This window comes from Sphingobium aromaticiconvertens (assembly GCF_037154075.1).
Lineage (GTDB): Bacteria > Pseudomonadota > Alphaproteobacteria > Sphingomonadales > Sphingomonadaceae > Sphingobium > Sphingobium aromaticiconvertens.
The window spans coordinates 3,920,570-3,938,393 of record NZ_JBANRJ010000001.1 but is presented as its reverse complement, the minus strand read 5'-3'; the positions used below and the strand labels follow the sequence as shown (position 1 = coordinate 3,938,393).

General features: G+C 63.5%; 18 protein-coding genes. 8 read left to right on the top strand and 10 right to left on the bottom strand.

The window, feature by feature from the left end:
• Window positions 1–3: 3 nt before the first annotated feature.
• Entirely contained in the window at window positions 4–2,319 is a 2,316-nt protein-coding gene (locus tag WFR25_RS18925) for an FAD-dependent oxidoreductase (RefSeq protein ID WP_336972919.1), read from the bottom strand.
• 359 nt (window positions 2,320–2,678) lie between these two features.
• On the opposite strand from WFR25_RS18925, the gene WFR25_RS18920 reads away from it, so the two are divergent.
• Together WFR25_RS18920 and WFR25_RS18915 are read left to right on the top strand one after the other, a co-directional pair.
• Window positions 2,679–2,864 carry a hypothetical protein gene (locus tag WFR25_RS18920; RefSeq protein ID WP_084653327.1) on the top strand — a complete coding sequence of 62 codons (186 nt, stop codon included), beginning with the start codon at window positions 2,679–2,681 and terminating at the stop codon, window positions 2,862–2,864.
• 82 nt (window positions 2,865–2,946) lie between these two features.
• The gene (locus WFR25_RS18915) at window positions 2,947–3,540 is read left to right on the top strand and encodes a sigma-70 family RNA polymerase sigma factor (protein ID WP_235955016.1); all 594 of its coding nucleotides are present in this window, start codon (window positions 2,947–2,949) and stop codon (window positions 3,538–3,540) included.
• A gap of 16 nt (window positions 3,541–3,556) precedes the next feature.
• On the opposite strand, the gene WFR25_RS18910 is transcribed toward WFR25_RS18915, so the two are convergent.
• Window positions 3,557–3,814: a hypothetical protein gene (locus WFR25_RS18910; protein ID WP_148564732.1), complete on the bottom strand. Its 258-nt coding sequence runs from the start codon at window positions 3,812–3,814 to the stop codon at window positions 3,557–3,559.
• 290 nt (window positions 3,815–4,104) lie between these two features.
• On the opposite strand from WFR25_RS18910, the gene WFR25_RS18905 reads away from it, so the two are divergent.
• Window positions 4,105–4,491 carry a hypothetical protein gene (locus WFR25_RS18905; protein ID WP_169572552.1) on the top strand — a complete coding sequence of 129 codons (387 nt, stop codon included), beginning with the start codon at window positions 4,105–4,107 and terminating at the stop codon, window positions 4,489–4,491.
• A gap of 144 nt (window positions 4,492–4,635) precedes the next feature.
• Here WFR25_RS18905 and WFR25_RS18900 read toward each other — a convergent pair whose 3' ends face one another.
• The 8 genes from WFR25_RS18900 to WFR25_RS18865 all read right to left on the bottom strand — a co-directional run bounded on the left by WFR25_RS18900 (window position 4,636) and on the right by WFR25_RS18865 (window position 10,953).
• Window positions 4,636–5,214: a DUF2059 domain-containing protein gene (locus WFR25_RS18900; protein ID WP_169572554.1), complete on the bottom strand. Its 579-nt coding sequence runs from the start codon at window positions 5,212–5,214 to the stop codon at window positions 4,636–4,638.
• 104 nt (window positions 5,215–5,318) lie between these two features.
• A complete protein-coding gene (locus tag WFR25_RS18895) occupies window positions 5,319–5,903 on the bottom strand; it encodes a glycine zipper 2TM domain-containing protein (RefSeq protein WP_226869672.1) in 585 nt (194 codons plus the stop codon).
• 398 nt (window positions 5,904–6,301) lie between these two features.
• A complete protein-coding gene (locus tag WFR25_RS18890; RefSeq protein WP_169572667.1) occupies window positions 6,302–6,793 on the bottom strand; it encodes an NUDIX domain-containing protein in 492 nt (163 codons plus the stop codon).
• Between the two features lie 25 nt (window positions 6,794–6,818).
• A complete protein-coding gene (locus WFR25_RS18885; protein WP_169572558.1) occupies window positions 6,819–7,238 on the bottom strand; it encodes a secondary thiamine-phosphate synthase enzyme YjbQ in 420 nt (139 codons plus the stop codon).
• Window positions 7,239–7,800: 562 nt separating this feature from the next.
• Window positions 7,801–8,136, bottom strand: a complete 336-nt coding sequence (locus tag WFR25_RS18880; RefSeq protein ID WP_336972914.1) for a carboxymuconolactone decarboxylase family protein — start codon at window positions 8,134–8,136, stop codon at window positions 7,801–7,803.
• A gap of 38 nt (window positions 8,137–8,174) precedes the next feature.
• The gene (locus tag WFR25_RS18875) at window positions 8,175–9,446 is read right to left on the bottom strand and encodes a TolC family outer membrane protein (protein ID WP_336972913.1); all 1,272 of its coding nucleotides are present in this window, start codon (window positions 9,444–9,446) and stop codon (window positions 8,175–8,177) included.
• Complete coding sequence (locus WFR25_RS18870) at window positions 9,443–9,646, bottom strand: YgaP family membrane protein (RefSeq protein ID WP_169572564.1); 204 nt, start codon at window positions 9,644–9,646, stop codon at window positions 9,443–9,445. Before WFR25_RS18870 ends, WFR25_RS18875 begins: the two co-directional genes overlap by 4 nt.
• 26 nt (window positions 9,647–9,672) lie before the next feature.
• On the bottom strand, window positions 9,673–10,953 hold the full coding sequence (locus tag WFR25_RS18865; protein WP_169572566.1) for an NAD(P)/FAD-dependent oxidoreductase: 1,281 nt from the start codon (window positions 10,951–10,953) through the stop codon (window positions 9,673–9,675).
• A gap of 87 nt (window positions 10,954–11,040) precedes the next feature.
• On the opposite strand from WFR25_RS18865, the gene WFR25_RS18860 reads away from it, so the two are divergent.
• The 5 genes from WFR25_RS18860 to WFR25_RS18840 all read left to right on the top strand — a co-directional run bounded on the left by WFR25_RS18860 (window position 11,041) and on the right by WFR25_RS18840 (window position 17,812).
• Entirely contained in the window at window positions 11,041–11,382 is a 342-nt protein-coding gene (locus WFR25_RS18860) for a rhodanese-like domain-containing protein (protein ID WP_048576679.1), read from the top strand.
• A gap of 26 nt (window positions 11,383–11,408) precedes the next feature.
• Window positions 11,409–12,431 (top strand): efflux RND transporter periplasmic adaptor subunit, encoded by a 1,023-nt coding sequence (locus WFR25_RS18855; protein ID WP_169572568.1) that lies wholly within the window; start codon window positions 11,409–11,411, stop codon window positions 12,429–12,431.
• Window positions 12,428–15,646, top strand: a complete 3,219-nt coding sequence (locus tag WFR25_RS18850) for an efflux RND transporter permease subunit (protein WP_169572570.1) — start codon at window positions 12,428–12,430, stop codon at window positions 15,644–15,646. Before WFR25_RS18855 ends, WFR25_RS18850 begins: the two co-directional genes overlap by 4 nt.
• Complete coding sequence (locus WFR25_RS18845) at window positions 15,643–15,966, top strand: ArsR/SmtB family transcription factor (RefSeq protein ID WP_048576653.1); 324 nt, start codon at window positions 15,643–15,645, stop codon at window positions 15,964–15,966. The genes WFR25_RS18850 and WFR25_RS18845 overlap by 4 nt, the downstream gene beginning before the upstream one ends.
• A 352-nt stretch (window positions 15,967–16,318) precedes the next feature.
• Window positions 16,319–17,812: a catalase gene (locus tag WFR25_RS18840; RefSeq protein ID WP_169572571.1), complete on the top strand. Its 1,494-nt coding sequence runs from the start codon at window positions 16,319–16,321 to the stop codon at window positions 17,810–17,812.
• Window positions 17,813–17,824: the final 12 nt, after the last annotated feature.

The following is a 17,824-nucleotide window of genomic DNA, read 5'->3' as shown; positions in this document are numbered from 1 at the left end:
CCATCATGGCCGTGCGGGATCCGCGGAAGGCGCGCGCGCCTGGCCGAGTATTCCTTTTGCGACCGCATAGCCTTCGGACCGGCTGGCCTCGATCGCCACATCCGAAAAATCATAGTCGCCCGAGGAATGCTCGTCCGATTGGCCGGTCCGCACGAACCGGGTGATCCTCGTCGGCGCGCCGTCCCCCATGAGCTGGATATAATCGGGCAGATGCTTGACCCGGGCCGCGCTGGCAGGATCGACATAGCTGAGAACATGGTCAATGAGCCTGCGATAGCTGTCGACCGTCTCCCGGTAGTGCAGATCGCTCCGCACCCGCTCGGAATAAACGATCTCATCGCGCCGGGCCAGAACCTCGATCATGTTGGAGGGAAGCGCCCGCTGTCCCGAATAAAGGTCGACGATGAAGACCCGCTTGCCGTCCGGGCCGCAGCGGTCGACGACGAGATCGAGCGGCGAGTTGCTGATAATGCCGCCATCCCAATAGGCCTTGCCGTCGATCACCGTCCACGGGAAGCCTGGCGGCAAGCTGCCGCTCGCCACGATATGGTCCGGCGTGAGGTCATCGACATAGCTGTCGAAGACCTCGAGTTCTGCGGTCGCCACGTTGACGGCGCTGATCAGCAGGCGCACCGGGCTCGTCTTGAGCGCGGCGAAGTCGACATGTTTCGCGATCAGCTGGCGCATGGGCGTCGTGTCATAATAGCTTGTCCAGGCCACGGGCCATTCCAGCGGGGTGAACGGCGGCAGCCACCTTGCCCTGAAGAAATTCGGCACACCGCACGTCAGGATCTGGGCCGCGGCCACCGTCTGCCGGAAAATAGCGGGCGAGAGCGCCGAGGTCAGCACGGCCAGTTCGTTCCAGAAGGCTTCCAGGGCCTGCGTCGCCTGCCGGGGATTGCTGGCAATGACGGCGCCATTGAACGCGCCGATCGAAACACCTGCGACTATGTCCGGGAAAAGCTGCTCTTCCTCCAAAGCCTTCACGACCCCGCATTCGAACGCGCCCAGCGCGCCGCCGCCCTGCAGGATCAGCGCGGTCTGCGTCGGGATCTGTTCGAGCGCGAAGTCGGCCTCCCGCAGGCGCTCCTTCACCGAGCCAAGGTTGACCCGATAACGGATGAGCCCTTCGGCAACACGTGTCTCGTCGGCGGGTCGTCCGGTCGAGAACAGCGCGCGCGGCACATCGCCCTTGAGATAGAACATCGCGAATGAGCCGTCGTCCAGCGAGCCCCGGGTAATCCATTCGTCGGCTTCCTCGGTGGCGCCCAGCACGTTGAAGCCGATGTCGCCGACCTCGCAGAAGAAATAGGAGACTTCGTCATATCTCAGGCGTCGGCCCAGCATGTTTCGCGCGGCGAGGCGGGCTTGCTTTATGGCATTGTCCCAATGCTCGATATGGCGCCGGCGCGCGAAGACCGGATCGTAGAAGCTCGTGACGTCGCCTGCCGCGAAGACATTGGGCACGCTTGTGCGCAGCAGCGCGTCGATGGCGACATAGCCGTCTTCCAGCGCGATCCCGCTGCCTTCCAAAAAGCCGCTGGTGGGCGAAACGCCGATACTGACCACGACCAGATCACAGGCTATCCGTCGACCGGCGCTCGTTTCGATTTCCTCGACCGTCGTGCTCCCGTGGAACGCGATCGCGGTGTCGTTCAGCAGCACCGTAGCGCCCTGGCTCTGCGCACGGCGTTCGAAATGGGCCGAAAGGTCCGACGCCTCGAGATGGGGAAGGAGCACGCTTCCGCGCTCGAGGACGGTGACGTCGAGCCCGCGAGCCACCAGCGACATGGCAATCTCCATACCGAGAAAGCTGGCGCCGATGACGACCGCGCGCTTTGCCGTCCCGGCGGCTTCGCGGATAACATCGGTGTCGGCCTTGGTCCGTAGCGTGTGAACGCCCGCGAGCGCCTCTCCCGGAACACCGAGAGACTTCGGCGTCGCTCCCGTGGCGATCAGAAGCTTGCCATAGGCGATTCTTTCACCTGCCGCGGTCCGCACGATCTGGCTGACGGTGTCCACGCCGACCACCGGGCTGTTGAGCCGCAGTTCGATATCACGCTCGTCGTAGAAACCTTTCGGATGGACGAAGATCCGTTCCTCGTCTTCACGTTCGGGCAGCAACTGCTTGGACAAAGGCGGGCGATGATAGGGCGGTAATTCGTCCGCCGATAGTATGAGAACAGCGCCGCTCGCACCCTCGGCGCGCAGCGTCTCGGCTGCGATCGCGCTCGCGACGCCACCGCCGACGATGAGAAAGTCAATGTGTCGGGGTACGCTGCCGGCGGTGTTGTCGGCCATCGCGGTCTCTGTCTTCACAGCTGCTCCCAGTTTCGAGTCGGTTCATGTGCGGACATCGCCGGCCGGTTCTTTGCGGCAGCCCAGGAGCGTAAGAAGGAGATCGAAGGTCTGCGGGCAATGCGCAAAAGTCCTTAGATTTCCGGCGAGGGGCGGTTGGAAGCGTTGGGGGAACGGATGGTCATGCGTGAATCATTGTCATCTGCGGCAACGACCAAGGGCCGAGCCGTCGTCGCGGTTTCGTAAACTTACGTATGCCCGCACCATCATGCCCGGGCTAACTTCTCGTTCGAAATCGCGGATCACCTGCCCTGTGCCGGTGCCCACCTTCAACAATAGCTGGGATGTAGTGTCCTGGTCGATGATGTCAGGATGGAAATATGGCTTGGGCCGCCAGGTTGCTGCTGATCATACCCGCGCTGATCGCGGGCTGGTTCGTATCGAAAGAAGATCCCCGCTTCTGGGTCGTGGCCATGGCTATAGCCCTCGTGTTCCTGGCGTTGACCTGCCTCGTCGCCTTTTATGTGCCGCCAGTGCGCCTGTGGCCGCGCCGTCGTGGACGGTGAGGTCGTCAATCGGCCGTCGATAACCAATGTCGTCGACACAAAGAATGATGTCGCAAGCAACTCCGAAGGTAGAGCGAAATCCATGACCCCGGGAGAATTCGACTGTGCGACACGGGCATCACTACCAGCACTCACCCGTTATGCGCGACGGCTCACCAATGGCGCCGACGGAGCCGAGGATCTGGTGCAGGAGGCATTGTCGCGAGCATGGAAAGCGCGCGAGCGCTTCGAAACCGGAAGCAACTTCAAGGCATGGACCTTCACGATCCTGCGCAACCTCTTCCTCTCACATGTGCGGCGCGAGCGCAGGAAGGTCGATTGGAACGATCTCGCGATGCATAGCTTGCCGGTTTCGCCACCGGATCAGGAGATTGGCCTTCTGCGCGAGGAGTTCGGCCAGGCTCTGGCAGCGCTCTCCGAATTCAACCGGCAGGCGCTGCTTGCCGTGGTCGAGGACCAGCTCGCCTATGAGGCCGCTGCCGAACAATGCGGCGTATCACTGGCAGTTCTGAAAAGCCGGGTTCACAGGGCACGGATTGCCATGCTCGCCTATCTTGGCGGGACGCATCGATCCCAACTCCAGAAATCTTCACCCCCCTATATTCATCGCGGCTTTGTCAGCCCTCCCGATGCGAGGCGATTGCCGAACAAGATATCGTTCTGCCGGGCGGCTTGAGCATGGAGGCGCTTGGTCACCAAGTCGCCTTCCGGTGGATGTCAACGTACGCGGCGACCATAGCCTCATCATAGTTGCGATAGTTGCGCTGAATGGCATCCGCACGTTGCTTCTCTGCAGCGAGCATCGCCGCACCCTGTCGGTTGAGAATGCGCACCTGGCGGCGTTCGATCTCCTCCTTCTCGTCGGTCACGCCATCGACCGAAACGCTTGAGTCGATCTCCACTGTCTGGATGGCTGCGTTCGCTCCGGCAGGTTCCTTCGGAAAAGCCATCCCGGGCGTCTGGGCGACGAGGTGAGCGCCGCTGGTCCCTGCGACCAGCATGGCCCGCGAAGAGTCGAGCGCGTTTCTTCTCAGGTATCGCCAGCTGACCTTGTCTGACCTATATCAGCCTGGTCCGTAAGGGCGACGGGCCAAGGACATAGGACCGTCGAAGCGGCTGGGAGCAGCGACTCACTCGTTGCCCCATTGAGCCAAGCCCGCCGCCAGTCCTCGCAGGCCGTGCTGCTCCGCTCCATCGTCTCCAGCCGCCATGCCTCCACATCGGCGACGATATCATCCCATTGACCGCCGCGAACATCTGTCTGACTTTCGGCATTGGGCTGGAAAAGTCGCTGCATCACCGCATCCGATTCCGTGGAACATTCGATGCTAATCTTTTCGCTGATCTGGACGAAGCGTTCCCAGGTAGCACGCGCGATATCCGTCAGGACAAGGCCAAGCTGGAAGTTCAGCTGGCCAACACGGACGAACTCATCGACTGGCGAGGCCATCTTCATCTCCCGCTTGATATCAAAATCGATACGATATCGCCCGGTCGTGGGCGGCAGGCGAAACCCCGGATCCTGCATCGCGCCTGGCGCATTTCCACCGTTGCGCCACCGACCATCCGAGCATCTGCACAAATTGTACGATCCGGATCTTCATCATCGCTTCTGATTGATCTTTGACTAGCAAGCTTTGCACGTCCAGGTCTCTACGTGCTTTTCCGCAGGGCTCGATCTTTTCAGGGTGGTTCGGACCCGATTCGGCACGCCACCATTCGACATCCGGCCAGTTTCGCGAGACGCTCCCAGCGGGATCGCCGAACGTTCTCACAATGTCGGATGGGCAGAGGATGCCGCCGGCTCTTTCTTGCACCCACCCAAGCGGGCGCAGAATCGTCTTTGTGCATCGACAATGATCTCGGGAGTGACATCGCTCACCGCCTTCTCAAGTGCCGGAACCATGAGCGTGCGGCCCTTTTCGAGCCAGGCGCGACCGGCACTGCTCTCATAGAAGGCGTTAATTCCCGTCAACTCTTCCACTGTGAAGGCCGCCGCGCAACTCTCGCGAAGCCTTGAAAGGACGGGGGCCTTCGCGGCCACCATCGCCTCTCCCAATGAGTCGCGATAGGCGGAGATTGTATCTGTGTCGTCGGGGAAGGCGGCGGACAGCGTCCGGAAGGAGTCTTCGACCGCTTCGCGGATGTTGGCGTCCATGACCTGATCGAAGCCGGAGAGCGCAATCGAGCGGGTGCACAATGCCCGACGCTGCGAAATGTCGTTCTCCGCAGCAGCGGCCTGGGCCGGAGAAATCGCCGGAGAGAGGGAAGCAGCGAGTATCAGCGCGGAGCCAAGCCAGAGGCGGCTATAGGCGGAACATCCGGCACGAGCGCGAGTGTTGTGGGTCACGATGATGGCCTCTAACTTGCCATTCTGGACGGCGTCAGGGTTGCGAGATAGTCGATGCGGCTAGTCCACGGTCACGACTTCATGCTTCCCGTGGACAGGGCGTTTTACCGGCAGCGGATGTCATTTTGCTCGATCGATCGGCCGGCAAGCGCGCCCAGCGCGCCGCCGATCAGCGTACCGGCGGTACGATGGCGACCGCCGTCGATGATGTTGCCGAGAATCCCGCCGCTCGCGGCTCCGATGATGAGACCGGTCGTCCCGTCACTCCGCTTGCAGTAATAGCGTCCATCGGATCCACGATAAACCTCGTCGCGGTCGGACAGGCGACGCTCACCATAACGGGGATCGTCCCTGTAGTAACGGGCCGCGTCATACTCCGTCGTGTAGGGATCGCTGCCGCGCCGACCGGTCGTGTCAGGATGATCGGCGCGCACGACGGCTTCATAACGATCGCGCTCCGCCTCGTAGCGGGCGACCTCCGCGCGATAGCGTTCCTGGGCGTCCGTCCATCGCCGCTGATCGACAGCGCTCTGTGCGAGCGCAGATCCGCAAACCAGGGGGAGGGCGGCGAGTGCAAGCGCGGAGAGTGCGATTTTCCATCCGCGCGCCCTTGAAGCGCTTCCCGGACAATTGATTATTGCCGCGTCGGATCGGGTGGGGCTCTCGTTCATGAGAGGAACCGGGGACATGACATTCTCCTCGTTCGGGCGGGATCTTCACCGAACGATTACAGGGCGCCATGCCGCCCCAGTATACGCAACATTACCGAACGATCAGGACTTGGCAGGTTTGACCAAAGCGGAAGGCAGCCAGTCGGGGTGCCGCGCCACAGAACGCATCGTCGCGTGGATATCAATGTCAAATGGCTGGAATCCTCTATAGATTTTTCGGTCCGGATACCATCGTCTCCCCCGGCCACCTGCTGCCTTAGTGCAGTCCCCACCCGAGCGCGCGGCCGCCACCTCCAGCCTCTCTCGTTAGCGTATCATCGATGCGAGTGACGACTTGTCGGCAGGGCTACTGAGCCACGGGAACGGTCCTCGTTCAATCATTTCCCGCTGTCGCCGGCTATTCCAGACGGCGCCGGTCACCGTTCCAACGGCGAAGCCGAACTATCGTCGTTCCGCAGATAATCTGCGAGCCAATCGAGCAGCGGACGCTGGCTTATGAGCATGCTGGGCGAGGCGCTGGAGAGAGCGAACCAGCGCGCTTCATCGATTTCCGGAAACAACTGCATCCTGCCGGATCGCGGCGGCCATTCCATTTCGAACAGATTGCTCTCCACGGCGTCGATATCGACCTGCTGCTCAAGAGCGAACGCCTCGACAGATTTGCCTCCCGCCTGCCTCAGCTGTCCAAGCCGATGGAGCTCGCCGGTAAGGCGGATGCCGAGTTCCTCCTCGACCTCGCGCCGTGCCGCAGCGGATGCTTCCTCGCCCGGCTCGATCAAGCCCTTGGGAATCTGCCATGACCCAGCATCCTTGTTACGCCAGAAAGGCCCGCCTGGATGGACAAGCAGAACCTCAACCTCCGCACCGCGGCGCCTGTACAGCAGAACTCCCGCGCTCATCGGTGCCATGACGCTGCCTCTCGGACGACTGCGCTCATGCGCCAAGCAGATGCACCGCGACGGTGCGGCGATGTGGCCGTCGCCGGTGTTCAAACAGATAGATGCCCTGCCATGTGCCGAGCGCCAGGCGCCCATCGATCAGCGGGATGGAAAGCTGCACCTGCGTCAACGCAGTCCGCAGGTGCGCTGGCATGTCGTCCAAACCTTCATCGTCATGCACATATGCTGACGGATCTTCCGGTGCGATCCGCGCGAAATAGGCCTCGAGATCGACGCGTACCTCGGGCGCCGCATTTTCCTGGATCAGCAGCGATGCCGAGGTGTGGCGGCAGAACAGGGTGAGCAGCCCCTGCCGAAATCCCGCTTCAGCGACCCAGTCGGTTACGTGCCGTGTGATCTCGACGAGCCCCTGCCGCCGCGTCGAGAATTCGAGAATGGTCGCGACCTGCTTCACGGGCCGACATTGGCACCGCAGCCGTGCATACGCACCCCCTTGATGCGGCTGTAGGGCAAATTCGACGGACCGGCGGGTGCCTGCACATCTTCCCCAGCCATGTACGGCACGATCCACCCTGCGCGTCAGCTAGGTGGGTGGCGACCGATAGGTTCAGCAGCAGGTGGTCGATCCGAGCCCGCCGCGTTCGAGCATTCGTGTTCCCAAAATAGTCCATAGGCTGTGAGACGTCTCGCCAGGATGGATCATGCGCGGGCATTGGTCCGGGGCTTGCTCCAGCAGGATATAGCGGATGCTGAAGCAGGATCGCCGGGAAGCCCGCGCCGAAGCGCGTGGATCGATAGGGCTGGCATGAACCGATCGATCACGGATCGAATTGGATCGAAGAACAGGCGCTGTTGGTCCAGCTCGATAAGGCGACTCGGGCGCGTCCCCGTTGATGCATTGCTCCGAAGAATCGACCGAAGGCGCAGCTTCGTTCGCAGTATGATGTCCAAGCGGCCAGATGGCGGCAGCTGACCTCTAAAGCGTAAGGAGGGACGGGAAGGTCGCCCGATGGACACTATGAGCCCGGCGCCTTATCCGCGAACTGGTCGAAGGCCTCCACCGCTTGCGCCGCGTACATCAGGCTCGGACCTGCACCCATGTAGAGCGCCATGCCCATCACCTCCATGATCTCCTGGCGCGTGGCGCCATTCTTGACGGCCGCCTGCGAGTGGAAGGCGACGCATCCGTCGCAGCGGATCGCAACCGAGATGGCGAGCGCGATCAATTCCTTGGTCTTGGTGTCGAGAGCACCCGCTTCGGTCGCGGCGCGCGCCATCGCCGAGAAGGCCTTCATTACCTCTGGAGTGCCCAGGCGCACTTCCTTGATCGCCCCGGTCAATTCCGAGGCCATAGCTGGCCAGTCCTTGTGCATTTTCTTTACTCCAGGCTTCAAAGGCGTCCGAGCAGCGCTGCAACCCGATAGGCTGCGACGATTCGGTCGGTGCGAGCGCGGGTGGCCCCCGCTTCGGCGGCAATCGCTTCGCGCTCGGCGTCGAGCAGATCGAGTTGCGGCTTCATACCCACCCGCACCTCGTGACGGACGCTCTCGAGCGCCTGCGCGGCCGAGGCGGCCTGTTCGGTCGCGGCCTGCTCGACGAGTTGCGCCGTCCGCACCTCCTGGAAGGCCGATATGACCTGCTCCTCGACCTGCATGCTGGCGGCGCGCATCCGCGCGTCGGCGGCGCGGACTTCGCTGCTCGCTTCGGCAACCTTGCCCGACACGCGACCGCCACTGAACAGCTCCCAGCGAGCCCGGACACCGACGGTCGCGCTGTCCGCGCGATAATCGGGAAAAAACTGGTCGCGCACCGTTCCGGCTTCGGCAAAAGCCCCGACAGTGGGCAATCGTTCGGCGCGCGCGCCACGGGACGCCGCCTGCGCCGCGCGCAGGCGGGCCTGGGCCTGGACGACCAGGGGGTTGCTGCGCATCGCCTCCTCCATCGCCTCGTCGAGCGTCGCGGGCAGCGGCGGATTGGCGGGCAAGGGCTGCAAATCGATGGGCTCAAGGCCGGTCAGGTTGGTGAAATGCGCGCGAGCCGAGACCTGCATGCCCTGCGCCCGGGCCAGACCCGCGCGCGCTTCGGCCAAGCGCGCACCAGCCTGCGCGACGTCCGTGCTGGGACTTTCACCGGCTCGATAGCGCAGTCGCGCCTGGCGCTCGATCTCGGTCGTCTCGGCGAGCAGCCGCTCATAAAGAGCCAGCATGTGCGCCGCTGTCAGGACGTCGCCATAAGCCTGGGTCACCGCCATGGCGAGTTGCGCGCGCGCGCCGCTTTGCCCGGCCTCGGCGCCTGCAATCCCTGCGCGCGCCCGATCGATGCCCGCGCCGACCCGTCCGCCGGTGAAGAGCGGCTGCTCGACCGTCACCTGGGCCGCGCGCGGGGTTACATTGGCGGCGCCCAGCCCGAAAAAGCTCTGGGGATCGAGGCGACCATAACCGATCGTCCCGCTCAGCGTTGCGGTCGGAAGCTGTCCCGACCGCGCCTGATCGAGACGCGCCTTGGCCGCGTCGGTCTCCGCATCCGCGACCACGATCTCGGGTGCATGGCGCATCGCCGCCGCAATCGCTTCATCAAGCGTCGTGGCGTTGGCCGCCGTGTTCGCCAGCAGCGAAGCGGCAAACCACAGCGTCAGGCGAGCGACCCGGCGGGATCGGTTCATTTGAAGGCGGTCCCCGGTCGGACGCCCATCGCCTTGAAGACGGTCGCGGCGGGGCAGAAACCAGTGAAGCCAGCCTGGATCATGTTGAGGCCGGCAAAAGCGGTCAGCGCGATCCACCAGGGATGAACCAGATAGGCCAGAACGATGCCCAGAAGGACGACACAGCCTGCAAATATCATGACGGCGCGATCGAGAGTCATTGTCGGATTCCCTTCCTGAAGTGAGATCACATCCGCAGCTTGCGGATGCCCATGACCTGGAGCGCCAACTTCTCGTAGAAGGGCTCGCTCTCGCCCTTGCGCACCTTGCGCAGGAAATATTTCTCGAAGCCGATCTTGGCGAGATGGACCCATTTGCCGCTCGCCGCCCAGTTGACGTTGCGTGGCGGGATCTGCGGCTGCGCGACGAAGGCGACGCCGCCATCGCCGAAATCGGCCAGGCAGACGGCGTTCCAGGTCGCCTCGGCGGTCGGCTCCTTGCCGTCCAGGATCATGTCGAGGTTAGCGGCGATCGCAGTGACCATGCTTTCGATCATGAAGCCGGTCTTGGGCACGCCGACCGGCACCGGCGTCGGGCCGGTCGGCGGGATGGCGACGCAGACGCCCAGCGCGAAGATTTCGGGAAAGGCCGGGTTGCGCTGGTGCTTGTCGACCAGGATGAAGCCGCGCGGATTGGTGAGCCCGGCAATGTCGCGAACGGCCGGAACGCCCCGGAACGCGGGGAGCATCATCGAGAAACTGAACGGCAGATCGTGGGTCTTGGCGACCGCACCGCCCTCGGCGATCTCCTCGACATGCATCATGCCGGCATCGACCTTGGCGACGCGCGCATTGGTGATCCATTTGATATGCCGCTCGCGCATCTCGCTTTCGAGCAAGGACTTGGTGTCGCCGACGCCATCGAGGCCGAGATGGCCGATATAGGGCTCGGCGGTGACGAACGTCATCGGCACCTTGTCGCGAATTTTGCGGCGGCGCAGTTCCGTGTCGAGGATCAGGGCAAACTCATAGGCCGGGCCATAGCAGGAGGCGCCCTGGACGGCGCCTACCACGATGGGCCCGGGGTTTTCGACGAAGCGATCGAAGGCTTCTGCCGCAGCGGACGCATGAGCCGTCTGGCAGATCGAAACAGTATGACCGCCGTGCGGCCCCAGCCCCTCGATTTCATCGAATGCTAAATCAGGCCCGGTTGAAATTACAAGATAATCGTAATTGACTGACGTGCCGTCATTAAGCTCCAGCCGCTTTTCCGAAGCATGGAGACGCTTCGCGCCGACCGCCGTGAAGCCGATCCTTTTCTTCGCGAAGATGGGCGGAAGGTGTACCTGAATCGCCTCGGGCTCGCGCCAGCGGACCGCGACCCATGGGTTGGAGGGCACGAAAGAGTACGTTTCCGAGTCGGATACCATCATCACCTCGGCGCGCGCCTTTACTGCCGCGTTGATTTCATAGGCGGCGATGGTGCCGCCCAGCCCGGCGCCCAGCACCACGATCTTCGGCTTGTCCATGACTTCCTCTCGCACCTCTCAAGAGCTGGCTTGACGGAATATAATGATTACACGATATATGCAATAATCAAATTGATGGAGAGTCCCATGTTTGGTTTCGGAAAGTCAAAATCGCATCGTGAGTTGCAGCCCCTGGAACTCAAGAGCATGCTCGCGGACGGTTCCGCGCTGCTCATCGATGTGCGCGAGCCGGACGAATTCGCAGCGGGCCACATCGCTGGCGCAGTGAACATCCCTTTGTCGACCTTTTCACCGCGTAATGTTCCGGATGCAGCCGGGCGAACGGTCGTGCTTCAATGTGCGGGTGGCAAACGCTCCGGCATGGCGCTGGACCGTTGCGCGCAGGCGCAGACGGCGATCGATACGCATCTGGGCGGCGGCATCGGCGCATGGAAAAACGCCGGTCTGCCGATCGTCAGCGGCAAATAAGAGCGAAAGGGTCGGGGATGCGCAGGATGACAAACTGGGTCTGGCTTGCGAGCGCATCGCTCGCCTTGGCTTCCTGCGGCGGCAAGGAAGAAGCCGAGCCAGCCTCCGCGACGCTCCCCGCCGGTGAGTCGCTGAAGCTTGCGGCAAGCGACATCGCCGACATGAAGGCGGTCGGCGCCGAGATCACAACGCGCGATTCCGCCGAGGCGCTCGCCCGGATATCCGGGACACTTGTCAGTCTTTCGGTCCGCGAAGGCGATATGGTCGAAAAGGGCCAGCGCATCGGCATGATCGTCGATGCCCGCCTGGGCTACGAGACCAGCGCTTATGGCGCGCAGATCGCCGCCGCGCAGGCCGAGGCGGCGCGCGCGCGCGGCGACCTCGCCCGCGTCCAGGATCTCTACAACAACAAGGTCTATGCCAAGGCGCGCCTTGACCAGGCGGTGGCCATGTCGCGCGCCGCGGATGCACAGGTCGCGGCTGCGCGTGCGCAGCAAGGCGCGAGCGCCAGCGTCGCCGGCCAGGGCGCGATCCTCGCGCCAGCCAGCGGCCGGGTGCTGCGCGCCGACATCCCGGCCGGATCGGTCGTCGCGCCGGGCATGTCGGTGGCGACGATCACCGCCGGTCCGCCGCTGCTGCGGCTCGAGCTGCCGGAATCGCTTGCCGGGCAGGTGCGCAGCGGCGCGCAAATCCTGGTGGCTGACGGCGATCCGCCCGACGGGTCGCGTCAGGGCCGAGTGACGCAGGTTTATCCCGCTGTCACCGGGGGCCGGGTGCGGGTCGATGCGACCGTGCCCGGCCTTTCGACACAGCTTGTCGGGCGGCGCGCGGGCGTCTCGATCGAAGTCGGCCGCCGCCGTGCCCTGATCGTGCCGCGCCGCTTCGTCTCGACCCGCTACGGCATCGACCAGGTCGATGTCGTGACGGCCGACCGCCGGGTGAGCGCCGTGCCCGTGCAGGTTGCGCCCACCGCCAACCCCGACAGCATCGAGATCCTGAGCGGCGTCGCGGCCGGGGACACGCTCTTCCTGGCGGGCGCACGCAAATGAACCTCGGCATCTCCGGTCGCCTGACCCGCGCCACCATCATGTCGCCGCTGACGCCGCTCTTCCTGATGGCGGCGATCGCGGTCGGGCTGCTCGCCATCTTCTCGATTCCCCGCGAGGAGGAGCCGCAGATCAGCGTGCCGATGGTCGACATCCAGGTGATGGCGCCTGGCCTCGCCGCTGCCGACGCCGTCGAACTGGTCGGCATTCCGCTCGAGACCATCGTCAAGAGCGTCGATGGCGTTGAGCATGTCTATACCCAGGCCGAAGATGATGGCGTGATGGTGACGGCGCGCTTCCTGGTAGGATCGGACCCCGAGGACGCCGCGACCCGTATCGACGAGAAGCTGCGCGCCAATTGGGATCGAATCCCGGTGGGCATTCCCGACCCCAAAGTCACGGTGCGCGGGATCAACGACGTCCCCGCAATCGTGCTCACACTCACGCCCAAGCCGGGGGGCGCTGGGCAATGGAGCGACCAGGCGCTCCACGATCTTGCCACCAAGTTGCGCACCGAGATCGCCAAGGTCGACAATGTCGGCCTGACCTTCCTGACCGGCGGCCGTCCCGACGAGATCCGGATCGCACCGGACCCGGCCAGGCTCAACCAGTATGGCGTGCCGCTCGGCAGCGTCATCGAAGCGGCCGGCCAGGCCAATCGCAGTTTTCCGGCCGGCAGCATTCGCGAGGGCGGCAAGGCGGTTTCCGTCACCGCCGGCCGCACTTTGTCCTCCGCGCAGGAAGTGGGTATGCTCACCGTCCGCTCGGCGCGCGGCGCGCCGGTCTATCTGCGCGACGTTGCCGCCGTCAGCCAGGGACCACGCGAGGACCAGGCCCGAGCCTGGCGTTGGGCGCGGAGCGGCGACCAATGGTCGAGCGCGCCTGCTGTCAGCATCGCCATCGCCAAGCGGTCGGGTGCCAACGCGGTTGTCGTCTCTGACGCCGTGCTGTCCAGGATCGAAAGCCTCAAGGGCAAGCTCATCCCCGCCGGGGTCGATGTCGCGGTCACGCGCAACTATGGCGCGACCGCGAACGAGAAGGCCAATGAGCTGCTGTTCCATCTGGCGCTCGCGACCGTCTCCATCGTCGTCCTGATCGGCTTTGCCATCGGCTGGCGCGAGGCCGGCGTGACCGCCGTCGTCATCCCCACGACGATCCTGCTCACCATGTTCGCCTCGAACCTCATGGGCTACACGATCAACCGCGTCAGCCTGTTCGCGCTGATCTTCTCGATCGGCATCCTGGTCGACGATGCCATCGTCATGATCGAGAATATCGCCCGCCATTGGGCGATGCCGGACGATCGAACCCGGACGCAGGCCGCGATCGAGGCCGTGGCCGAGGTTGGCAATCCGACCGTGGTGGCAACCCTCACCGTGGTCGCCGCCTTGCTGCCGATGCTGTTCGTCTCCGGGCTCATGGGCCCCTACATGGCGCCGATCCCGGTCAACGCCTCGGCGGCGATGGTCTTTTCCTTTTTTGTTGCGGTCGTGATCGCGCCCTGGCTGATGGTTCGCTTCGCGCGCAAGGCGCTGACGGACGGAACGGCGCATGCCGGCCACGCACATGACCAGAGCGGCGGCAAGCTGGGCCGGCTCTATGCCCGCGTCGCCCACCGCGTGATCGACAGCCGTGCCTCGGCGCGCAATTTCCTGATCGCGGTCGGCATCGCCACGCTGCTCGCCTGCTCGATGTTCTATTTCAAGGCCGTGACCGTGAAGTTGCTGCCCTTCGACAACAAGTCGGAGCTCCAGGTGGTGGTCGATATGCCCGAAGGCACGAGCCTGGAGGCGACCGGCCGGACACTTGAGGATGTGGCGACCGTGGCGCGCAGGCTGCCCGAGGCAACCGCCATGGAAGCCTATGTCGGGACGTCCGCGCCGTTCAATTTCAACGGCCTCGTCCGCCACTATTTCCTGCGCAACAAGCCGGAGATGGGCGACGTGATGGTCGCCTTGTTGCCCAAAGGCGAGCGCGACCGGTCCAGCCACCAGATCGCCCTTGTCCTGCGCGAACAGCTCAAGGCGCTGAAACTGCCCGATGGGGCGTCGGTCAAGGTGGTCGAGACACCGCCAGGGCCGCCCGTGCTCGCGACCCTGCTGGCTGAGATCTATGGTCCCGATGCACAGACCCGGCAGCGCACCGCGACCGAACTGGAAAAGATCTTCCGTTCGGTCCCCTATATCGTCGATGTTGACAACAGCTTCGGCCAGCCTCGACCCAAACTGCGCCTGGTCCCGCAGCGGGACCGCATCGATTATTATGGGCTCTCCGAGCGTCAAGTCGCCGACAGCATCGGCGCGCTGATGGGCAGCCAGACGGTCGGCTATGCGCCGCGCGGCCAAGGCCGCACGCCATTGCCGATCACCATCGCCTTGCCGCAATCGGCACGGGGATGGTCGCAGACGCTGGCCAGCACGCCGGTCGCGGCAACGCCGGGCGGCGCGCTGATCGAGCTGGGCGCAATCGTGGATGCGCGCAACGAACAGGGCAGCCTGGCGATTTTCCGGCGCGACGGCCGCTTCGCCGACATGGTCACGGCCGAACTCGCCGGCGACTATGAGGCGCCGATCTATGGCATGCTCGCTGTCGACAAGGCGGTCGATGCCTATGACTGGGCGTCCAAAGGCCTCGCCAAGCCGACCATACGCCTCAACGGCCAGCCCGAAGATGAAGCCGTCACCTCGCTGCTATGGGACGGCGAGTGGGAAATCACCTGGGTTACCTTCCGCGACATGGGCGCGGCGTTCATGGTCGCACTGCTCGCCATCTACATCCTTGTCGTCGCCCAGTTCCGCAGTTTTAGGCTGCCGCTGGTGATCCTGACGCCGGTGCCGCTGACGCTGGTCGGCATCGTCATCGGGCACATGCTGTTTTCGGCGCCCTTCACCGCTACGTCGATGATCGGCTTCATCGCGCTCGCCGGCATCATCGTGCGCAATTCGATACTGCTGGTCGATTTCATCCGACACACCGCGACACCCGGCAAGCCGCTGCGCGACGTGCTGATCGAGGCGGGCGCGATCCGGTTCAAGCCGATCGTGCTGACGGCCGGGGCGGCGATGATCGGCGCGGCCGTGATCCTCACCGACCCAATCTTCCAGGGTCTTGCAATCTCGTTGCTTTTCGGCCTTGCTTCTTCGACCCTGCTCACCGTTCTCGTCATCCCGGCGATCTATGTCGTGCTGCGGGATGACGGGAAAAGCGCGACACGATGATGGCCTGGAGTGCTGCCGCCGAAATGCTCTGCGAGCGTGCGACGGAAGTCGCCGACCTGCTCAAGCTGGTGGCCAACGAGCAAAGACTGCTGCTGCTGTGCCGCCTGCGCGAGGGCGAGGCTTCGGTGGGCGAACTGGTGGGATTGTGCGGCCTGTCCCAATCCAGCGTTTCCCAGCATCTGGGGAAGATGCGCGAGGGCGGCCTGGTGCAAACCCGCCGTGAAGCGACCACGATCTACTATAGCATGGCAAACCCCCATGTGGATGCGCTGATGGAATTCCTGTGCAGCCGTTTCGGGCGAACGGAAGAGCATATATGAGAAATGGATAGGCGGCCGCCTTGGTGTTCCTGAAAGTGCTACCCACGGAATCCGGCACCTACAGACCTGTTCCGCACCGTCGCGACGCAATTCGAACGGAGCTATTGCATGCTATCGATATTGTCATGCGCGAAGCAGCTCGCCCGACATTATGGCTATACAGAATTCACGAGACCATCGGCACGTGTCCGTGCGGCACTTTCCCGCTCCACTCGACGTAGCGAAACGCGCCTACCGTCACGAGTTCTGGCGTCCGGCGACGGTCGTTGCTTCAGCATAAGGGCCTCTACGGATATCGGCAAAGGAAGATAGCGCCGAGACAGGAAACATTGATTTCTGCTGGAGAAGTGCAATGACCGACCGGGAAGATGAGCGCGGGTCCACGATGAGCACAGGTGCTCCGGCGCTGAGCGATCGCAACTCGCTGACGGTTGGTCCGGATGGCCCGATTCTACTTCAGGATGTCCATTTTCTCGAGCAAATGGCGCACTTCAACCGCGAAAAGGTCCCCGAACGGCAACCGCATGCCAAAGGTTCGGGCGCTTTCGGTATATTCCAAACGACCAAGGACGTTTCCGCCTATACCAAGGCTGCCCTGTTCCAGCCGGGCACAACTACTGACATGCTCGCGCGCTTTTCTACCGTTGCCGGCGAGGCCGGCAGTCCCGACACTTGGCGCGATGTGCGTGGCTTCTCGCTTAAATTCTACACCGACGAAGGCAATTATGATCTGGTCGGCAACAACACGCCGATATTCTTCATTCGCGATGCAATGAAATTTCCGCACTTCATCCGCAGTCAGAAGCGTTTGCCGGATTCGGGTCTGCGCGACAATCATATGCAGTGGGACTTCTGGACCAGTAATCCGGAATCCGCCCATCAGGTGACCTATCTCATGGGCGAACGCGGTCTGCCCCGCACTTGGCGCAACATGAACGGCTACGGCTCCCACACTTATATGTGGATCAACGCCGAAGGCGAGAGATTCTGGGTGAAATATCACTTTCACACCAATCAGGGCATGGCCTTCTTTACCAATGCCGAAGCCGCGGCAATGGCGGGGGCCGATGCGGATTTCCATCGCCGCGACCTGTTTGAAGCCATTGCGCGCGGCGAGCATCCCAGTTGGGCGCTGTCTGTCCAGATCATGCCCTATGCAGATGCCAGCGCCTACCGGATCAACCCGTTCGATCTGACCAAGACCTGGTCGCATGCGGATTATCCGCTGATCCCGGTGGGCGCGATGACGCTCAATCGCAATCCGGAGAATTTCTTCGCCCAGATCGAACAGGCAGCGTTCTCACCAGGAAACACGGTGCCGGGCATCGGCCTGTCGCCCGACAAGATGCTGCTCGGCCGGGCGTTCGCCTACAACGACGCGCAGCGTAACCGCATCGGCACCAACTTTCACCAACTGCCGGTCAACCAGCCGAAGGTAGCGGTTAACACCTACATGTTCGACGGCCAGATGGCCTATCATCACAGCGGTAGCGCTCCGGTGTACGCGCCCAACAGCGGCGGCAGAAGCTGGGCGGACGAAACAGGGCCTGTTGCGGACGGCTGGGAGGCCGACGGTCCAATGGTTCGCAGCGCCTATACGCTGCGCGCCGAGGACGATGACTTCATGCAACCCGGGATCATGGTCCGCGACGTGTTTAATGACGGGCAGCGGACGAAGCTGGTCGATCAGGTCGCGGGCAGTCTGCTCGGCGGCGTCCGCTCGCCGGTTCTTGAGCGGGCGTTCGAATATTGGAAGAGCATAGATGCCGATGTCGGCCGCCGGATCGAGCAAAGCGTCCGCAGCGGCGGCGCACCGAAGCCGTCGGAGGGCATGGGCGAGGGCTGATCATCGGCTATA